Raw genomic sequence first — 17,978 nt, 5'->3', positions numbered from 1 at the left:
CGACGAGCACGAGACGATCGAGATGCCCGCGCCCGGACCCAACGCCGCGTTGCGGCTGCCGCCCAAGTGCAACGCCTGCCAGAGCAACCGCGTCGCGTGGACCAGCCCCAGGGTCGACTTCTGCTACCAGTGCCTGCCAGGCGGGCCATTCACGGCTCCACCGTGCAACCGCTGCCGCACACGAACCGACTACTTCAGCCAGGGCCTGTGCAGCCGGTGCCATCCCCGCAGCCCCGAGCACATCGGATCCTGCAAGGGCTGCCTGGCCTGGGGCGTCTACCCCCGCCACAACTGGACCTGCTGGTCGTGTCGCTGGTGGCAGAGCCACTACCCGAAAGGCACCTGCGCCTACTGCGGCCGCACCAGCCACGTCAGCGACCGTCAAGCCTGTCGCCTGTGCCTCGAGAATGCCCGCTTCGAACAGGAACCCGGCCGAGCACCCGACGTCGCCGCGACGAACAAGGACAGCCAGCAGCTGTTCTTCGCGAACATGGTCTTCAAGCGGCGGGCGACACCGCTGCCCGACTACGTCCGCTGGGACCATCGCTGGTCGACGAAGAACAAGAACCAGCTGCCCTACCAGCCCGGCACCAGCTTCGACGACCACGCGCTCGAACAGCTGACCCTGTTCGACATGCACCCCGACCCCGAGGTGCTGCGCCAACGCCTCCTGGTCGAGGACAGCGAACTGACCCGGTACTGCGCGGCCATCGTCGCCGACCACGCCCGCCGCTATGGCTGGAGCGTCAGGCAGCGCAATGCCGTGATCCAGTCCCTGCGGCTGCTGCAGATCCTGCGTCCTACTCCCACCGCGAAGGTCCGCGCCAGTGACGTCGTGGCGCTGCGCCGCTACGACGGCACCATCACATCCACCCTCGACGTCCTCGCGGAAGCCGGGCTCCTGATCGAGGACGTCCCGACCCGGGTCGAGCGGTACTTCAACGCCAAGTTCATCGCGTCCGGAGCCCTCCCGGACACGATGCGCAATCACCTTCAGCTGTGGCTCCAGATCATGCTCGGCGGATCCCGACAAGCACCACGCCAGCTGCCCCGCGAACCCGAGACCGTCGAGATCCACATCCAAGGTCTCGCGCCCGTCGTACAGGGATGGGTCGAAACCGGGCGCCAGTCGTTCGCCGAGATCAGCACCGACGACATCCTGACCGCCCTCGCGGCCCTGCCTCCCGGCACCAGCCAACGCCACTTCGCCGAGAACGGCCTGAAGTCGCTCTTCAAGATCCTCAAAGGCCGCCGACTCGTCTTCACCAACCCCATGCGCGGCATCGACCTCACCCGCGTGCCGACGACCCTCCCGCTGCCGCTGGACCCCGCCTTGATCCGCGCCGAGCTCGACTCGCCGAACCCGGCCGTCGCGCTCGCCGTCGCTCTGGTGGCCTTCCACGGCCTGACCGGCAAGCAGGTCCGTGAGCTGCAGATGACCGACATCGTTGACGGCCGCCTCCACCTCGATGGCCGCGACATCCCACTCGCCGCACCCGTGAGGACACGGCTGAGCGCCTGGCTCGACCACCGCAACCGCACTTGGCCGGCCACCGCGAACCCGCACCTGCTCATCAACCGACGCACCGCGCCACGTCTCGTCCCCGGCGGTCCGTCCTTTCCCTGGAGGGACAGCCGCATCCGCCCGCGCGCCCTGCGCGAGGACCGCATCCTGCACGAGATCCACGCCACCGGCGGCGACGTACGCCGCATCTACGACCTCTTCGGACTTAGCGTCGAAGGCGCCACCCGCTACCTCAAGACGATCGAGCACCCCGACCTGAGGTATACGGATCACCCCGGAAGCCAGACATGACCATGTCGTTGCGTACCGCGCGTCGTGGGCCGAGAGTCGTCGCAACATCCTCACGCCACGGATAAGCAACCGCGAGGCGCACGAATCGGACACCTTGACGCCACTGACTTTGGTCACGGCCGCAGCGTGGCGGCTCAGCGTCCCCCTATGCGTCCCCCTGGGCCGTCGAAGGGCGGGGGGACGCGGCAGCCCGCGTTACGTTTGCACAGGTCAAACAGCGTCCCCCCGAAATCCAAGGAAATTCCTGAGACCCGGTCGCTCGGACGGTGAAGGAGGAGTCCCGCAAGCGGATCGCTCATCGGGACAGTTCCAGCTGGAACGGCGGTGGGCGCCGGTCAGTGGCGCCAGCGCCTGAAGAGGAACTAGGAGCCCGCGGACGAGAGTGACCGCGATGCCGTCCGAGCAACTGTTGCGGCTCTGGGTCCTGGACGAGTTCCTCCAGGAAGCGCACCACCAGCACAAGCACCAAAGTTCCGGCGACCTTGGCTTCTAGTTCGTCGAAGGTGTGGGTTGCCAGACTCTCCGGCAAAACCAGGTCGCCGACACAGAGCTCCCACAATCCCAAGCCCACTTGGAGCAGCACAACACCGGCGAGGACCGTGTCGATGCTCTCGAAGAGGTAGACCAAGGGGTCCTCCCGTGGGCCAGTGCGAAGGTCACGGCTGCCATGAACTGGACGGCCTTCCGCCTGCTCAAGCGAAAATGGCCAGATACTGCGTCGATTCCAGGACGCGCCGCAGGGCTGGAGGTTGGTCATGCCTGGCGGCTGATCAGTGGGTGCGGATGTCTCGTGGGCCCTGGCGTTCCGTCTGCGGCGGGTGGGCTGTCCCCGGCGATCAGCAATGCGTGGGCCTTGCGTGAGCTTAACGCGTTCCGGGGGCGTGACGAACCTGCATGATCGCGCCCACGACGATGCCGGCGCCACCGCCCACCATGGTGACGGTGACGGAGGTGGGGTAGTCGCGAAGCGCGCCAAGGAGTAGCAGTGTTCCACCTGCTAGCGCCGTGACTGCTACTGCCGACGAGGCGTCGGTCGCGCGCAACCACATGGTGCCGATGATGGCGATGGTCGTTGCGGCGGAGACCCAATACCCAGCGGCGTTACCCACCGGATCGTTGGGGAACAGCCCCCACGAGGACCACAGCGCTCCCACTGCGCTCAGCAGGGTCAACAGCCATCCGATGTCTCGAGATGGTTCCAGTGGTGAGAAGTCCTCGCGTGCCGTGGACTGCCGTCGGGGGTCGGTGGGGTGACTGCCATCAGCTCCCGATCGGCTGACGCTCACGTGGCCTCCTGTTCGTGTGGCATGTCGGATGTAGGCGCACGTGTGTCGCACCTCGTGCGCTGCGTTCGTGACGGGCGAACACCCTTGCGGCCTCCATTCACCTGGACCTCAGGAGGGCGATTCCCCCGAACTCATGCAGCTGTGCGTCGTCGACGAAGGCGATGAGGTTGCCGGCTTGAATTGCGTGCTCGAGGAGGTCGTCAATCAGGTCGTGGGACACAGGCCCCCCACCTTCTCCGGGCGGTCGAGGGTGGACGTAGCCCTGCTCGACGACAAGGGTGCCCGGGGTCCGGCTTGCCACGGCCGTCCAGCACTGGTCCAGCCCGGCCACTACCTGTTCGGGATCGTTGACGGCAGCCTCGCGCAGAGTCTCCAGAGTCTGCTGACCCCGTCGGTGCAGGTAGTCCTCCAGACACAACGCTGTCGCTGTGAACAGCTGGTCAGGTTTGTTGGCCGTGGGGCCGACGACGGCCCCCGCGAGCCGATGCAGCCACCGCGCACTTCTCCTCAGCTCGTTCACGAGCACCGCGTCGCCGGCCAGGACGAGCGGAGCCGGGCGCTCTGCTCGCAGGCCTGCCATCCAGGGGTCGATCCGGGCGAGCAGGTCGCTGCGGTCGTCGGCCTCGCTCTCCGCGCCGAGCCCGAGCCCCGACCCCGGGTAGGGCCTTTCGAGATTCGGCGAGGCCACCAGCCGCGCACTGCCTACGGGGAGACGCTCAATCGTGTCGAGCAGCGTGACGCGTGCGGCAACCCAGTACACGCGAGCTCCGAATTCGTCGACGCGTAGGACCAGGTGCGGTGGGGTCCGGTGCAGCGCCCGGAGCAGGTCACGGGTGGCGAAGGTGGACTCGACCACGACCTTCTGGTGGACCGCCACCGGAAGCGTCCAGGCTCGCGACACGCTGTGGCTGACGAAGAGCGCGAGAGCGTTCTGCGTGCTCGAGTCCTGGGCCATGCGGGCCTGTCGTCGCAGTTCGTACATCAACCGCTCGCGGTCGCCCAACGGTTGGTCGTCGAGGCGTCGCTCGGCGTCGAGGAGCAGGCCTTCGAGGCGTTCGCGGTCCGCGATCGCCATCCGTGCAGCCGGGGTCGTCGGCATCAGCACGGAGATGCAGGGGTAACCACCGGCCGCGGTCAGATGCGCGGCAGCCTCCGGTGTGAGGTCCCGGGGAATGGCTCGGCCGCCCCCGCCGACGTGGTCGGCAACCGTGGTGAGGGGCGAATCCTCCATATCGGGAGCGTGGACTGAGGCGCCGCGCCGGTCACTATGGATCATGATCCTTCTCCTTCCGGACCTTGCACGGTGACGTCCCGTTGAGTGGTGGAGTTCTCGACACCGTGCGGGTCAGTGTTCTGATCATGCCGTCATGAGTTCGGGCTTGGCCACCTCCTCGGTCGTGTTCTCGGCCAGCTGGGCCATGGAGTGTTCGGACAGGTAGCGGCGTTCGGCGGTGACCTGCCACTCGTCGTGGGCCTCGACGAGCACAGCGCCGGCCAGCCGCAGCAGGGCGGCGGGGTTGGGGAAGACCCCGACGACGTCGGTGCGTCGTTTCACTTCCTTGTTGAGCCGCTCGAGCGGGTTGGTCGACCAGATCTTCTTCCAGTGGCTGACCGGGAAGCCGGTGAAGGCCAGCAGGTCGTCGCGGGCCTCGCGCAACATCTGCTCGACCTTGGGAAGCTGCTTACCGAGCATCGTGGCGATGACCTCGAACTGCTCGTGCACGTGCTCGGCGTCGGGTTGGGCGAAGATCGTGCGGATCGCCGCTGCGACCATCTCGGAGTTGCCCTTCGGGACCACCGCGAGCACGTTGCGCATGAAGTGCACCCGGCACCGTTGCCACGCGGCGCCGAGCAGGACCGAGGCGATCGCACCCTTCAGGCCGGTGTGGGCGTCGCTGATCACCAGCTGCACCCCGCCCAGCCCGCGGGCCTTCAGGCCACGCAGGAACGCGGTCCAGAACGCCCCGTCCTCGGAGTCGCCGACGTCGAACCCGAGCACCTCACGCCGCCCGTCGGCGGTGACACCGGTAGCGATGACCACCGCCTGGGACACCACGCGGCGGTTCACCCGGGCCTTGCAGTAGGTGGCGTCGAGGAACACGTAGGGGTAGTCGATCCCGGCCAGGGACCGGTCCCGGAACGCGCCCACCTCCTCATCGAGGTCCGCGCAGATCCGCGACACCTCGGACTTGCTGATCCCGCTCGCACCACCCAGCGCCTGGACCAGGTCGTCGACCTTCCTGGTCGACACTCCGTGCAGGTAGGCCTCCATGATCACCGCGAACAGGGCCTGGTCGACCCGACGGCGCCGCTCGAGCAGCGAGGGGAAGAAGGTCCCGGTCCGCAGCTTCGGGATCCGTAGCTCCAGGTCACCGGCGGTGGTGGTCAGCGTCCGCGGCCGCGACCCGTTGCGCTGTGCCGTGCGCTGGTCGCTGCGTTCCCAGGGGCCGGCGCCGATCACAGCGGTGAGCTCGGCGTCGATCAACGCTTGGTAGATCGTCTGCGCTGCGGTCCGGACCCGGTCCTCGACTCCAGCGGCCTGCATGGCTTCGAGCACCTCGAGTAGTGCAGCATTGTCCAAGGCCATCGTGCTTCGTGTCCTCTCGTGAGTGTCTGTCGCAAGTACTCACTGACCGTTGCACGGTGGCCGCCTACGTCGTGGTCAACACGACGATCAGCGGCCGGAACTACACCACCTCACGGGACGTCACCCCTTGCACTGCGGCGGTACGCCGCTCGCTGACCGTCATGGCGTCCGCCGGGCGAACCGGCGTGCCCTTCGAACGCGGCCCGCGGTGGGGTGGGTCCTGACGATGTCGATCCGCACGAGCGGGGTTCCCGGCCACAGCTGGGCAATCTCCCCTTCGCGGTCGGCGACGTCGAGTGTCATGCGTCGTTCCCACAGGAGGTGGAGGTCTGGGTCGCGCGAGACCGGGGAGTGGGGCACCGTCAGCACCAGGTGGGCTTCATCGCCGACGGACACCCAGCGGTGGAGCTCATCGACGACGTCCCACGACAGTGGCATTCCTGCGTCGGCGCGCACGTGGGGCCTGCCCTCGCAGCGTCGATTCGCCCGATGGGCCGTCGTTTCAGCGGGGTGGGGCTCGGCCGGAGCCAGGAGTGTGTCGAGCGCACATTCGTTCGAGCGCGGGTGTCCAGGTCCTCCGATGCCGCGCCGCCATGCCCAAGCCCTCCAGGCCCCCCTCAACGCGCTCGGCTCGTGTTCGAACCTCACCGTCACGCGACTCGCGTCGGGTCCCGCAACCCCCGCGAGGTCTTCGAGACGGTCGCGAAGGTTGCTGTCCGCCGTGGCAGTGCTGCGCCGTCGCACGAACGAGAGCAGTCCGCGGTGCGGGATCGTCAGGGTCACGTGCACGCAGCACCCTGCCTGGAGATGACGTACGACCTCGTCGAGCATCCGTGCGCGACCAGGCACCCGAGACAGGGAGTCGCACGTGGGGGTGGAACGGGTCGCCGCTCGCGGGCATCGCAGCACCAGACAGCCTGAGGAGCATCATGGACGCCTCCCCGCCGCGTCGACGTACGGGCCGTCGGAACCACCCTCGGGCACGGACCCGTGGGACGAGTGTCGCCGGTTGCGCCGTGCCGCTGCGCTCGCCTGCCCGCGCCTGACACCGCACCAGCCGAGCTCACGAGCCGCCCAGAGGCCGAGCCAGAGAGCCAGTCCGAGGAGGATGAGTAGGTCGTCCATGCTGATCACCACCGTTGTCGTCGGTCCGGGCCTCGTTGCCCGGATGGTGATCAGGAGTGGTCTCTCCCGTCCCGGTTATGGAACCCGGTCGCCGAGCTGATCAGTCGGGGTCCGCGAGCGTGGCTACGTCAGTTCCCGCGCTGGCCCACTCGCTCGTCGACCACCAACTCGCCCCTCACGGGCTGCACGACCTTCAGGGTGGAGATTCGAGCTCGTCCTGGGTGCTTGGTGTCCGAGGGGCTCTCGAGAGCCAGGCCGCCTCGGCGATGGCGATGCCGGCAATAGGCACGGTGAGCAGCTGTAGCACGATCGCGAGGCTGAGAGTGATCACCGAGGCCGGACTCGGGTCGAGGATCAGGACACCGAGCAACACACTGACCACGCCAAGTCCGGCGGCCTTCGCGGCCGCGTTGATTCGGGCGTATACGTCGGGCAGCCACAGCAGTCCTACCGCGGCGCTCGCGAACAGCGCGACGCCCACGAGCACCAGCACTCCAGCGGCCAGCTCCTGGGCACTCACGGCGAACGCCGATCGACCAGCCGCGCAAGCGCGACGGTGGTGAGAAATCCGGCCAGGGTTGCCACCATGACGAGGCTGTAGAGGGTCGGCTCGTCGAGTCGCGCCGCCAGGAGCGCCACGGCGGCGATGAGAACCGCGAAGCCAACGTCGGCCGCCAGTGCCCGGTCGGCGTCGGTGGGGCCGCGCACCATCCGCACCATGGCCGCGACGAGCGTGCCTGCGAGCACCAACAGCGCAAGGTCCAGCACCGAGCCCAGAGACGGCTCCACGTCACTCACCCTTCTTCCATTCCGTTGGGGGCCGTGCCGCCCCGCTCCAGCCGGCGGACGGCGTCAAGCAGCTCCGCCTCGAGCCGCGCCAGGTCTGCGCGAAATGCCGTCGTGTCGGAGGCGTGCATGCCGTGCACGATCAGCCGCGCGCGGTCAGGACTGAGGGAGACGGCCATAGTGCCGGGAGTCAGGGTGATCAAGCCCATGTAGGCGGCCACCTCTGCGTCGGTCCGGCACCGCAGCCGCACCTCGACCAGGGCCGGCGCGAGCCGGGGCCGGCCCGTCAGGATGGTCGCTGCGACCTGCACGTTGGCCTTCAGGTAGCGCCACCCGTAGACCACCACGAACAGAGCCATGCGGACAGGACGAGGAGCACGGGCCCCGGTCATGGCGAGGTCACCGCCTCGACATACGTTCCGACGTCGACCAGACCATCGGCCGCCCGCTCGCAGACAACGAGCAGCGGCTCCGCAGCGAGGCCGAGCGACACCGCCACCCCGGCCAGGACGACCGCGGGGGCCAGCAGCAGCGGCCGCGACGCGATCGCACCGGCCGGGGGCAGGATCGGACCAGAGCGCGACGGGACCACCATGATCGTTGCTTCGGTCGACGGGCCAGCACCCGGTCTCGTCACGGGCTGGGACTCGGGCTGGGGCTCGGGCTGGGTGAAGATGGCGTTCCACAACTTCAGCATCGAGACCAAGGTGAGCAGGCTGACGACCGCCACCGCTGCCACTGCGGCGTACTGGTGCTCGGCGACGGCTGCCTGCACGAGTTTCAGCTTGGCGACGAAGCCGGAGAGCGGCGGGACACCGACCAGTGCCAGTGCGGAGATCCCGAATGCCCCCGCGAGCACGGGTTCCGTGCGGCCGATTCCGCCCAAGAGACGCAGCTCGTCGGTGCCGTGGCGGACCTCGATGGCGCCGGCGCACATCAGTAGCGCTGCCTTGACCAGGACGTACTGGACGAGGAAGAAGATGCCGGCCGCCAACCCGGCGGTGGTGAACAACCCCAGGCCGAGCAGCATGTAGCCGATCTGGCTGACCATGTGAAAGGTCAACACAGATCGAACGGAGCGCTCCCCCAGTGCAGCGAGGACGCCGACCACCATGGTGAGCAGCCCGAGGACGAGGAAGATCCACAACCAGCGTCGGTCGCCGTCGAACACGACGGCATAGATCCGGAACAGCGCATAGACACCAACCTTGGTGAGAAGACCGGAGAAGAGGACGACCACGGCGGGGCCGGCCACGGCGTAGCTGCTCGGGAGCCAGCTGTGCAGGGGCACGATCGCGGCCTTGATCCCCAGGGCCAACAGCACCACTGCGGTCGCGAGCGCAGCCGCCGGGTTGCGGGCAGCACCTGCCAGCTCGCCGAGGTCGACGGTGCCTGTGACGCCGTAGAGCAGGCCGACGCCAGCCAGGAACAGGGTGGAGGCGAGCAGGTTGACGCTGACGTAGCGTTGTCCGGCCGCCAGCCGACGCCGCCCTCCGGATCGGATCAGGAGCACGTAGCTCGGAACCAGCATCACCTCGACGAACACGAACAACGAGAACAGGTCGCCGGTGAGCATCGCGCCGTACACACCGGTGGAGAGCACCAGGGCCAACGCGACGAAGTGGCCGTCGTCCTCGCCTGTCGCAGCCGCGAAAACGAGGCTCAGCAGCACCAGCAGCGACGTGACCGCCATCATGAGGGCGCCGAGGACATCGGCGACGAGCACGATCGCGATGCCGGACGGCCAGCCCCCGAGCCGCAGGGTCGCTATGTCCCCGTCGAGGGCGGAGGTCAGCAACACCATGGACGCCACCAGCACAACGACCGTGACGCCCCACCCGACCGCTCGAGCGATCCTTGGCGGGGCACCCGCCGAGCCCGCGCCGCGTCGGGACAGGAGCAGGACCATTCCGACGCCTGCCAAGGGAGCGAAGACCGGCAGCGCCAGCAGCATCGGGCTCATCGGCCCGCCCTCGGTTCGTCCGTCTCGTCCATGTCATCTGCTGCGCTCACGTCCGGGTCTTCGACGGACTCCGCGCGCAGGATCGCCAGCAGATAGACGCTGACCCCGAACGTGATCACCACGGCGGTCAGGACGAAGGCCTGGGGCAGCGGGTCCGCCAAGGCGGCGGGGTCCCCGGCACCCTCGCCGACGAAGGGCGCCCGGCGGCGATCGAGACCACCCGACGCCAGCAACAGCACGTTGACGCCATGGCCCAGGAGCACGAATCCGAGGATCACGCGCAGGAGCCCGGGTTGTGCGAGGAACCACACCCCGCCGGCCACCAGCAGGCCGACGATGATCGCCGCGGTCACGGGTGCACCCTTGACGACTCGGGCCGGTGGGTGCGCGCCGCGAAGCGGTCGAGGGCGGCCGTCAGCATACCGAGGACCATGAGCATGACACCGATGTCGAACAGCAGTGCCGAGCCGACACCGACCGCGTCCAGTCCGGGCAGCTTGAACGGCGCCAGCACAGCCTCGCCCTTGGCGCTCGCCAGCAGTCCGGTGCCGAGGGAGACCAGGATCCCACTCCCGACTAGCAGCTCAGGTCGCGACCACCTCGGTAGCCGTCCGTGTGCGATCTGGTGGGTCGCGGCCGCGGCGCCTGCGACGAGGGCGGCGATGAATCCTCCGCCGGGGGCGTCGTGGCCGACGTAGAGCAGGTAGGCAGCCACCAGCGCCGCGCCCGGCACGACGAGCCGTGCGCTCACTTGGAGGAACACCGATGCGGCGGCGCTGAGATGGTCGGCGTCGGCGGGGGGCTCCGGGGTGTGATCATCTGCGGCGGTGGAGCCGAGCAGAGCGAGCAGCCCGAGCGCGACCGCGCCGAGAACGACTGCCTCGCCAAGGGTGTCCATCGCCCGGAAGTCCACCAGGATGGTGTTGACCACGTTGGTGCCTCCGGTCGCCGCCTCGGCGTTGTCGAGAAAGAACGACGAGGCGGTTGACGGACCTCGCCGCCCGGTCAGGGCGTACGTCGCCGATGCGGCGGCGAGCCCGCAGGCGAGCGCGAGCAGCACCGACCACGGCACTCGCGGCCCGTCCCCGGTGGGCAACCGCGCCGGCAGCCGACGCAGCACCCAGACCACGACGACGGCGGTCAACACCTCGACCAGCACGAGGGTCAGCGCGACGTCCGGCGCGCCGGCGGTCACGAACAGGGCCGCCATCAGCAAGCCGACGAACCCGAGCGCAGCAACGGCCGCGAGGGTGTCACGGGCGACCACGGCGGCCGCGACGCCGAGAGCGAACAAGCCGACCACCACCCAGTCACCCACCGTGTCGGCGGGTCGCACCGGCGGGAGGTTGCGCAGCGTCACGAATCCGACTGCCGCGAGAAAAACGACGCCACCAAGGGGCCGGACAAGGTGGCTCATCGTCCCGCCCGCGCGGTCCGGCTGCCCGACCCGGTATCCGAACGCAATCAGTCCGGCGTGGGCCCGGTCGAACGCTGCCCCGGCGTCGGGAACCACGACCCGGTCGAGCAGTCGGTCCACCTGGTGTCGACGCAGGAAGAGCATCAGCCCAGAGCTGATTGCGATGCTCGACATGACGATCTCAGGACTGAGTCCGTGCCAGAACTGGAACGCCCCCAATGGCTCGCCAGGCACGACATCGGCGCCGGCTCGTGCCACGAGCGGGTTCAACAAGTCGATGCCGGCGCCCAGGACAAACCCGGCCAACGCCGCGATCGCCGCAGGGGCCAGGAACGCCGGCGACGGCTCGTAGAGGCCGGGTTGGTGAGTGCTGCCGCCGAAAGCGCCGTAGACGATGCGCAGCCCGTAGGCCGTGGTCAGCGCCGATGCGGCGACTGCGATCGAGCCGGCGACCAGCCCCGCCGCTGGGGCGAAGTCGGCCTGGAAGATTCCTTGGAAGAGGTATTCCTTGCTCACGAAGCCGAGCATCGGCACGATGCCGGCCATCGAGAGTCCGGCCAGCGCTGTCATCGTCGCGGTCACCGGCATCACCCGCCACAGCCCGGACAGCTCCCGGATGTCGCGACTACCTGCCTCCTTGTCGATGATTCCGACGAGCATGAACAACGTGGCCTTGAACAGCGCGTGGGCGATGGTGTGGAGCATGGCGGCGGCAAGAGCGATCGGGGTGCCGACGCCGATGGCGGCAACCAGCAGCCCGAGCTGGCTGACGGTCGAGTGGGCGAGGATGGCCTTCAGATCGTGCTGGCGCAGGGCCATGAAGGCGCCCCACAACGCCGAGGTCAATCCGATCGAGACCAGGAGCGCCGACCATGCGGGCACGCCCGAGAAGATGGGCGATACCAGCATCAGCAGGTACACACCGGCCTTGACCATCGTCGCCGCATGCAGGAAGGCGCTGACCGGGGTCATCGCCACCATCGCACCGGGTAGCCAGAAGTGCAGCGGCACCTGGGCCGACTTGGTAAACGCGGCGAACGCGATCAGGGCGCCGATCGGCAATGCCAGCGGTGACGCGAGGATCACCTCGCGGTCGGCCAGGATGTCGCTGATTGCCGTGCTCCCGGTGACCACGGTGAGGAGCACCACGGCTACCAGCAGGGCCAGACCGCCGGCTGCGGTGATCAGCAGAGCCCGCCGGGCCGGCCGGGTGGCCCGGCCCCCGGCCAGCCCGAGCAGCAGGAAGGAACAGTAGGTGGTGGCCTCCCAGAACACGAAGAGGAGCACCACATCGGCGGCAAGCACCAGCCCCAGCATGGCGGCCGCGAACAGCGTGAGCAGTCCGTAGATGGCCCCATGGGGATCGTGCGAGCTCAAGTAGCGAGGGCAGTAGGCCATGATCAAGGCGCCTACGCCGAGCACCATCAACGCGAACAGCGACGAGAGTCCGTTGAGCCGCAGGGCGAACGAGACCCCCAACGACGGCAACCAGTCCACGGAGGTCTCGACCGTGCCCCCGTCAAGGATGCGCGGCACGTGGAACGCGATCAGGATCGCGACCCCCGCGAAACCCGCGGCGAACACGTAGCCGAGCTCCCGGCCCCCACCCAAGCGAGCCAGGAGCGGAGCCAGGACGGCCAAGACCGTCAGCGCGCCAAGGGCGAGCAGCACGTCGGCCTCCTGATGTTGTGGCGGTCGTCAGACATGAGGTCCCTCAGGACGGCGACAGCGGCTCGCGGGCCGCGCGACGCCGACCGATCTCGTAGGCTCCGAGGACGACCAAGGTGATCGCGACCAGCGGCAAGGTGAACCAGATCATCACGGCCGTGAAGCCACCGAGCGCGTCGTGCTCGGTGGCTGCCAGCACCACGTAAGCGGTGAACGCGGCGTACAACCCGACGAACAGCGCGCCCTCCCAACGGGCGATGGCCATCCCGGTGAAAGCCACGGGCAGCAGCGCGACCGCTGCGGCGATCATGAGCGGGATGTCGAGGGCCACGGCCGCGTCTGCGACCGGTACCCCGTCATCGGCCACCAAGGCGGCGACGCCCAGCACAGCAGCGATGTTGAAGATGTTGCTGCCGACGATGTTGCCGACCGCCAGGTCGCGCTCACCGCGTCGAACAGCAATGAGGGACGTCGCCAGCTCAGGGAGCGAGGTACCTACCGCAACCACCGTGAGCCCGACCACCAGGCCACTCACCCCAAACCCCTCAGCGATGCCGACCGCACCCTCGACCAGCAGCTGCGCTCCGACGACCAACAGCGCCACCCCGCCGAGCACCGCCAGGAGGAGCAGCCACACCGGTCGTTCCTTCTCGCCCACTGTTGACTCGCGGACATACGGCGCACTGCGTCGCCCCACAACGACCGACACCGCGGTGTAGACGACTATCACCGTGACCAGAAAGAACCCGTCAGCAAGGCTCAGGCGGCCGTCCAGCGACAGCAGCAACAAGCACATTGACACCCCGACCATCACCGGCACGTCCAGACGAATCAACTGTGCGCGCACCGTCAACGGTAGGAGCAGCGCGGAGGCACCCAGGATCAGTAGGACGTTCACGATGTTGCTGCCCACAACGTTGCCGACCGCCAGGTCGGGTTGCCCTTCCAAGACCGCGCCGACAGTGACGGCCATCTCTGGCGACGACGTGGAGAAGGCCACCACCGTCAACCCGATGACCAGCGAGGAGAGGCCGACACGAGCCGCGAGATCCGATGCCCCCCTCACCAGAAGCTCACCGCCACCGACCAAGATGACCAGCCCGATCGCCACAAGAGCGACGTCGACTGCGCTCACAGGCTGAGAGCAAGACTCTGAGCGCGCCCGGCCGCTGATAGGCAATGGCGGTCCGCGATCAGCGGCGCGGCAAGCTCTGTCCGGGTGCCGATGAGTACTGCCATCCTCGCAGGCAACTGGCGCTGCCTGACTGGCCGGATCGAAAAGGACATCGACACTGCTCCTGACGGTCTCGTAAGGTCCTCCCGACGTCGATCGGTCGAGGCGGAACACTGGGGCGGAGATGCAGGCCGGAATGATGATGGCACAGTGTTGAACTCACTTCCAATGCGTAGCAAATCACGCGAATCCTACCGCGCATGTCAAATGGACGTGAGCCAAGTTGCAATCCACGCCACCGCGTCGCCCGGGTCAATCGACCACTCGTAGCCCAGCCATCCTCGCCTCGAGGTACGTCGACCAACGCGGCGCTGCCGGCGTCGCATACCCACGCATGGAATGACCGCAGCGGGAACCTCGTGCGGCGCCCTACGACACCGCGGCCGTCGCAGACTCCGATTCCCACAACGGGATCCCCTGCGGGACGATGGCAGCTGGTCCCCAGAATCGCTCGGACATCGCCGAGACTGGTTCGGCTTGCGGGACGCGAATGCACCTGATGCCCATCGCAGGGCGGGCGGCCCGCGCTCGACAATCACAGGCGTTGGCGGCCGACCTCAGGCCCAACCGTTCCTCTTCGCGATCTTCACCTGGACGGTGTTCAGTTGGTGCTCCAGGACCTGTAGGCGGTCGTCCGCGTCCATGTCCTCGTTCGTTATGACGGGGATGGGCTGTGAGTCGCGAAGCGTCGGCAGGTCGCTCAGGGCGTGCAGGGCGTCGCCGTGCGCCAATGCGACCCTGCTGAACCAGTCGTCGGCGGACTCACTCTCGAGCTGTGGCACGAGCTCCGGCCACGCATCCCTGAGGTGCTCGTCGCGCCACTCACGACCGGTTCCAGCCCAGTCGCGCGGAGCACCGTCGCCGCACGAGCAGAAGGCCTGCGGTCGGTTCGCGACGACGACGTGGCCGGTGACCCGGGTCCAGGGTTCGACCTGCCGCGGCGGAACTCCGTCGGATGGCGCAAGAGGATCTCTCATGGCTAGGACGCTAGTCGAGAGCACGGACACTCGCAGAGATCGAGGTTGGGGCCTCTACGCAGAACGTCGCGCCCCACGCCGCCTTCGCGGTCTCCTTGTGAGGTTGTCCCTGCGCGTTCCCGAGCGCGACCTTCACACACTTGAAACCACCCGAGTCCGTCGAAGGCGTGTGAACGTTCATGGACCGGACCCCGACCACGCCGTCCGATGCCTGGATTAGGAGCATTGCGGGCGACAGCGACAGGCAGAAGGCACTGCAGGTGGCCTACAACGACCAGGGAACGAACGCTTCGAGTGATTCCGCATCCAGGCTTGGCGGTCGGCGGTGAGGAACGCAGGCGTGGCGTCGAAGTCGGGCTCGTCCCTCGCCCGCCGCAGTCGTGCCTTGATGAACGGGACGACCTCCCGGCGGAGGTATCGGATGCCGTCGTCCGCTAGTCAACTCACGTTGTGGGCCTGGTCGACATGGTGGTCCTCGAACTTGCTCATCTGCTTGCTGTCAACGTCCGAGGTCGGCGGTTCGGGGCGAGGCAGCGTGCCGGTGGCCGACCGGCACGCCACGCCGTTGCTCAACTCTGTTGGTCAGACCCGTCGGGCGGTGTGAGAGTCAGGTCGAGGTCGCCCAGGTCGAACCACTGACCGGGTGGCGCCTGGTCAGCCATCGGGTCGGTCCACCGCAGCCGGACGCGGTCGGGTCGAATCTCCATGAGCGTGACCTCGCGCCACTGGGTTTCGTCGAACGGCAGCGCCCACCATGCCTCGGCGAGGGTAGAGAGGCCGAGGGTGTGGACGGTCTCGAGCGCCCCATCGTAGGTGGTGGCGTCGCCAAGCGGGGCGCCGAACGTAGTGGTGGCCTGCCAGCCGCCGGAGGTGGGGACGACGCGGCCGAGGAGCTCGCCGTCGTCGCGGTGGACTTCCTCCGGGGTGGGGAAGTCGGGCCAGGAGTCCTCGATCGCGGTGATGATCTTGGTCGTGGACTCCCGTAGCGCGGTGATCGTTGCTCGCTCCGTAGTGCTGCCGGTGTAGTTGTCCGGGCTCGCGTCACGCCCGGCTACCCATGTCTGCCGCAGGTGCTGGGTGGCGGTGATGGCGGTAGCGGGGTCTCCGTCGACGAGGACGAGGTCGGCGCGCAACCCGATAGCGAGCCGGCCACGGTCCGGCATTCTGAAGACCTCGGCTGGGCCCGATGTCGCGGCCGCGAGCGCCTCGGCGGGCCGCAGGCCAGCACGCACGAGATACTGCAGTTCGCGGTGCAGGCTCGCGCCAAACACGAGGCCGGGATTGGGTGCGTCGGTGCCGGCGAGCACACGCACCCCCGACTCGAGCAAGGCAAGAACGTTCTCGCGAGCCGCGGCACCATCCGGTGCCTCCGGCGGCATCCAACGCCGTGACTGACCCTCCAGGACCCGTCGCCAACGCGGGGTCAACCGCGCGGTCAGCGCCGGCTGGGCCAGGAGCGGCATCGTCCCGCTCTCGTCGGGGAACCCGTCCATGATCGACAGCGTTGCGATTAAGGCCACCCCGGCTTTTGCGACGTCGCGGACCTCGGTTTGTGCCATCCGGTCGAACGGGGCGTGGGCGAGTACGTCGACCCCGCAACGCGCGACCGTGACGGCTCCGGCCGCTGTGGACACGTGCGCCACCACCGGCAGGCCGTGCCGGTGCGCCGCCACCACCAGGGCTTCGATCGTGGCCTTGTCGAGGGCCGGAATGTTGAGCATCGCGCCCGAACCGTCGTCATAGATGACCTTGAGGTGGGTCGCGCCCTCGGCGACCCGCGACTCTACGAAGGGCAGTGCCTCACTCGGTCCTGTCACGTAGGGAATCGGGGCGTAGGCCATCGTTGGATGACCGCCGGGGGCCGTCGCGCCGATGCTGGATGTGCGCAGATCCGCCCGCGCGGGCTCAGCGCCGGATTGGGCGACTGCGACCGCGGCCCTCTCGGCGTTGATGACTTCGGGCTTGCTGAATTGGTCGATCAGCGTCGTGACCCCGAACGTGGCGGCCAGACGTGTGCAACCGGGCAACAGATGCACGTGTGCATCGATCAGGCCCGGAAGCAGCGTGCCACCACGGCCATCGACCAGGACATCGCCGGCGACGCGGACCTCCGGCCCGCCGATTGCGTCGATGCGTCCCGCGCTGACGCGCAGGTGCGTGGCATCCAGAAATGTGCCGCCGTCGACGAGTCGGGTGTTTGTGACGGTGAACGGCTTGTGTGCGGTCATACCGGCCACCGTAGAAGTTGACGTTACGAGAAGGTCCAATCGCTAGTCTTGGCTCATGGAGCACTCGATCAGTGAGGTCGCCCGACTCGCCGGTGTCTCGGCGCGCACGCTTCGGCACTACGACGACCTCGGCCTGCTGCCACCCGCAAAGACCTCGGCCAACGGCTACCGCTGGTACGAACGTCCACAGCTGCTGCGGCTACAGCGAATACTGCTGCTCCGCGAGCTTCGGGTTCCGCTCGCCCAAGTCGGGGAGATCTTCGACGGTGAGACCGACGAACACACCGCGTTGCAACACCACCGTGAACAACTACTCGCCGAGCGCGACCGGCTAGACCGGATCATCGACACCGTCGACCGCACCATGGCCGACCTCGCCGGCGAGCAGCCAGTTAGCGACAAGGACTTCTTCATGGGCTTGGCCGAAGGCAAAGCCCGTCTACACAAGGCCCTCGTTGACCGGTACGGCGCCGCGGTCGACTCCTACTTCGACGCAGCCCAGGAAGCCACGGACGGCTGGGCACGCGAAGACCACGAACGCGCCGCCGCGAACGGACGGCGACTGCTGACCCAGATGTCAATAGCGCGCACGCGCGGCGTCGCACCGGATGGGGACGAAGCCCTCGACCTCGTGGCCGAGCACCACCAGGAAGTCGTCGCGCTCTGGCCGGCCGACCCGGCGGCGTACCACGCCCTGGGGGACCTCCTGGTCGACAACCCCGACCAACGCGCGCTGGTCGCCGATGTTGACCCCCAACTCCCTGCCTGGCTGGCGGTAGCTATCAAGACCTACGCCGTACGCCGCCTCGGACACACCCCAACATGACGCCACCGCTCTTGTACCTGCGCTAGCCGATCCGTTTCCGTAAGGGGAACCCGCAACGGTGAAGC

At 68.1% G+C, this 17,978-nt stretch carries 16 protein-coding genes; 2 read left to right on the top strand and 14 right to left on the bottom strand.

Annotation, left to right across the window (positions count from 1 at the left end; genetic code table 11):
- Window positions 1-22 precede the first annotated feature (22 nt).
- The gene (locus ACYU7L_RS12120) at window positions 23-1,816 is read left to right on the top strand and encodes a hypothetical protein (RefSeq protein ID WP_460796849.1); all 1,794 of its coding nucleotides are present in this window, start codon (window positions 23-25) and stop codon (window positions 1,814-1,816) included.
- Window positions 1,817-2,111: 295 nt separating this feature from the next.
- Here the strand turns inward: ACYU7L_RS12120 and ACYU7L_RS12115 are convergent, their stop codons facing one another.
- The 14 genes from ACYU7L_RS12115 to ACYU7L_RS12050 form a co-directional block, all read right to left on the bottom strand.
- Window positions 2,112-2,573, bottom strand: coding sequence for a YqhA family protein (locus ACYU7L_RS12115; RefSeq protein WP_460796847.1), 462 nt, complete (start codon window positions 2,571-2,573; stop codon window positions 2,112-2,114).
- A gap of 106 nt (window positions 2,574-2,679) precedes the next feature.
- Window positions 2,680-2,988: a hypothetical protein gene (locus tag ACYU7L_RS12110; RefSeq protein ID WP_191279119.1), complete on the bottom strand. Its 309-nt coding sequence runs from the start codon at window positions 2,986-2,988 to the stop codon at window positions 2,680-2,682.
- Between the two features lie 211 nt (window positions 2,989-3,199).
- Window positions 3,200-4,378, bottom strand: a complete 1,179-nt coding sequence (locus ACYU7L_RS12105) for a hypothetical protein (protein ID WP_460796844.1) — start codon at window positions 4,376-4,378, stop codon at window positions 3,200-3,202.
- Between the two features lie 81 nt (window positions 4,379-4,459).
- Window positions 4,460-5,689: an IS256 family transposase gene (locus tag ACYU7L_RS12100; protein ID WP_460796840.1), complete on the bottom strand. Its 1,230-nt coding sequence runs from the start codon at window positions 5,687-5,689 to the stop codon at window positions 4,460-4,462.
- A gap of 159 nt (window positions 5,690-5,848) precedes the next feature.
- Window positions 5,849-6,145: a hypothetical protein gene (locus tag ACYU7L_RS12095; protein WP_159901075.1), complete on the bottom strand. Its 297-nt coding sequence runs from the start codon at window positions 6,143-6,145 to the stop codon at window positions 5,849-5,851.
- An 862-nt stretch (window positions 6,146-7,007) separates the two neighbouring features.
- The gene (gene mnhG, locus ACYU7L_RS12090; RefSeq protein WP_068324857.1) at window positions 7,008-7,334 is read right to left on the bottom strand and encodes a monovalent cation/H(+) antiporter subunit G; all 327 of its coding nucleotides are present in this window, start codon (window positions 7,332-7,334) and stop codon (window positions 7,008-7,010) included.
- Entirely contained in the window at window positions 7,331-7,603 is a 273-nt protein-coding gene (locus tag ACYU7L_RS12085; RefSeq protein WP_218005560.1) for a monovalent cation/H+ antiporter complex subunit F, read from the bottom strand. Before ACYU7L_RS12085 ends, mnhG begins: the two co-directional genes overlap by 4 nt.
- Before the next feature lie 5 nt (window positions 7,604-7,608).
- Window positions 7,609-7,992, bottom strand: coding sequence for a Na+/H+ antiporter subunit E (locus ACYU7L_RS12080; protein WP_082807516.1), 384 nt, complete (start codon window positions 7,990-7,992; stop codon window positions 7,609-7,611).
- Entirely contained in the window at window positions 7,989-9,563 is a 1,575-nt protein-coding gene (locus ACYU7L_RS12075; RefSeq protein WP_068324859.1) for a monovalent cation/H+ antiporter subunit D family protein, read from the bottom strand. The genes ACYU7L_RS12080 and ACYU7L_RS12075 overlap by 4 nt, the downstream gene beginning before the upstream one ends.
- Complete coding sequence (locus tag ACYU7L_RS12070; RefSeq protein WP_056885379.1) at window positions 9,560-9,916, bottom strand: sodium:proton antiporter; 357 nt, start codon at window positions 9,914-9,916, stop codon at window positions 9,560-9,562. Before ACYU7L_RS12070 ends, ACYU7L_RS12075 begins: the two co-directional genes overlap by 4 nt.
- On the bottom strand, window positions 9,913-12,651 hold the full coding sequence (gene mbhE / locus ACYU7L_RS12065) for a hydrogen gas-evolving membrane-bound hydrogenase subunit E (RefSeq protein ID WP_056885380.1): 2,739 nt from the start codon (window positions 12,649-12,651) through the stop codon (window positions 9,913-9,915). Before mbhE ends, ACYU7L_RS12070 begins: the two co-directional genes overlap by 4 nt.
- A gap of 43 nt (window positions 12,652-12,694) precedes the next feature.
- Window positions 12,695-13,783, bottom strand: coding sequence for a calcium/sodium antiporter (locus ACYU7L_RS12060; protein ID WP_460796836.1), 1,089 nt, complete (start codon window positions 13,781-13,783; stop codon window positions 12,695-12,697).
- Window positions 13,784-14,439: 656 nt separating this feature from the next.
- On the bottom strand, window positions 14,440-14,859 hold the full coding sequence (locus ACYU7L_RS12055) for a hypothetical protein (RefSeq protein WP_460796833.1): 420 nt from the start codon (window positions 14,857-14,859) through the stop codon (window positions 14,440-14,442).
- 569 nt (window positions 14,860-15,428) lie between these two features.
- Window positions 15,429-17,087 carry an amidohydrolase family protein gene (locus ACYU7L_RS12050; RefSeq protein ID WP_460796830.1) on the bottom strand — a complete coding sequence of 553 codons (1,659 nt, stop codon included), beginning with the start codon at window positions 17,085-17,087 and terminating at the stop codon, window positions 15,429-15,431.
- Window positions 17,088-17,142: 55 nt separating this feature from the next.
- Between ACYU7L_RS12050 and ACYU7L_RS12045 the strand changes: the two genes are divergently transcribed.
- The gene (locus ACYU7L_RS12045) at window positions 17,143-17,913 is read left to right on the top strand and encodes a MerR family transcriptional regulator (protein ID WP_460796828.1); all 771 of its coding nucleotides are present in this window, start codon (window positions 17,143-17,145) and stop codon (window positions 17,911-17,913) included.
- Window positions 17,914-17,978: the final 65 nt, after the last annotated feature.

The sequence above is a fragment of the Nocardioides pacificus genome (assembly GCF_054775955.1).
Note: the sequence above shows the minus strand (reverse complement) of the source record. Positions and strands in the feature narration are given on the sequence as shown.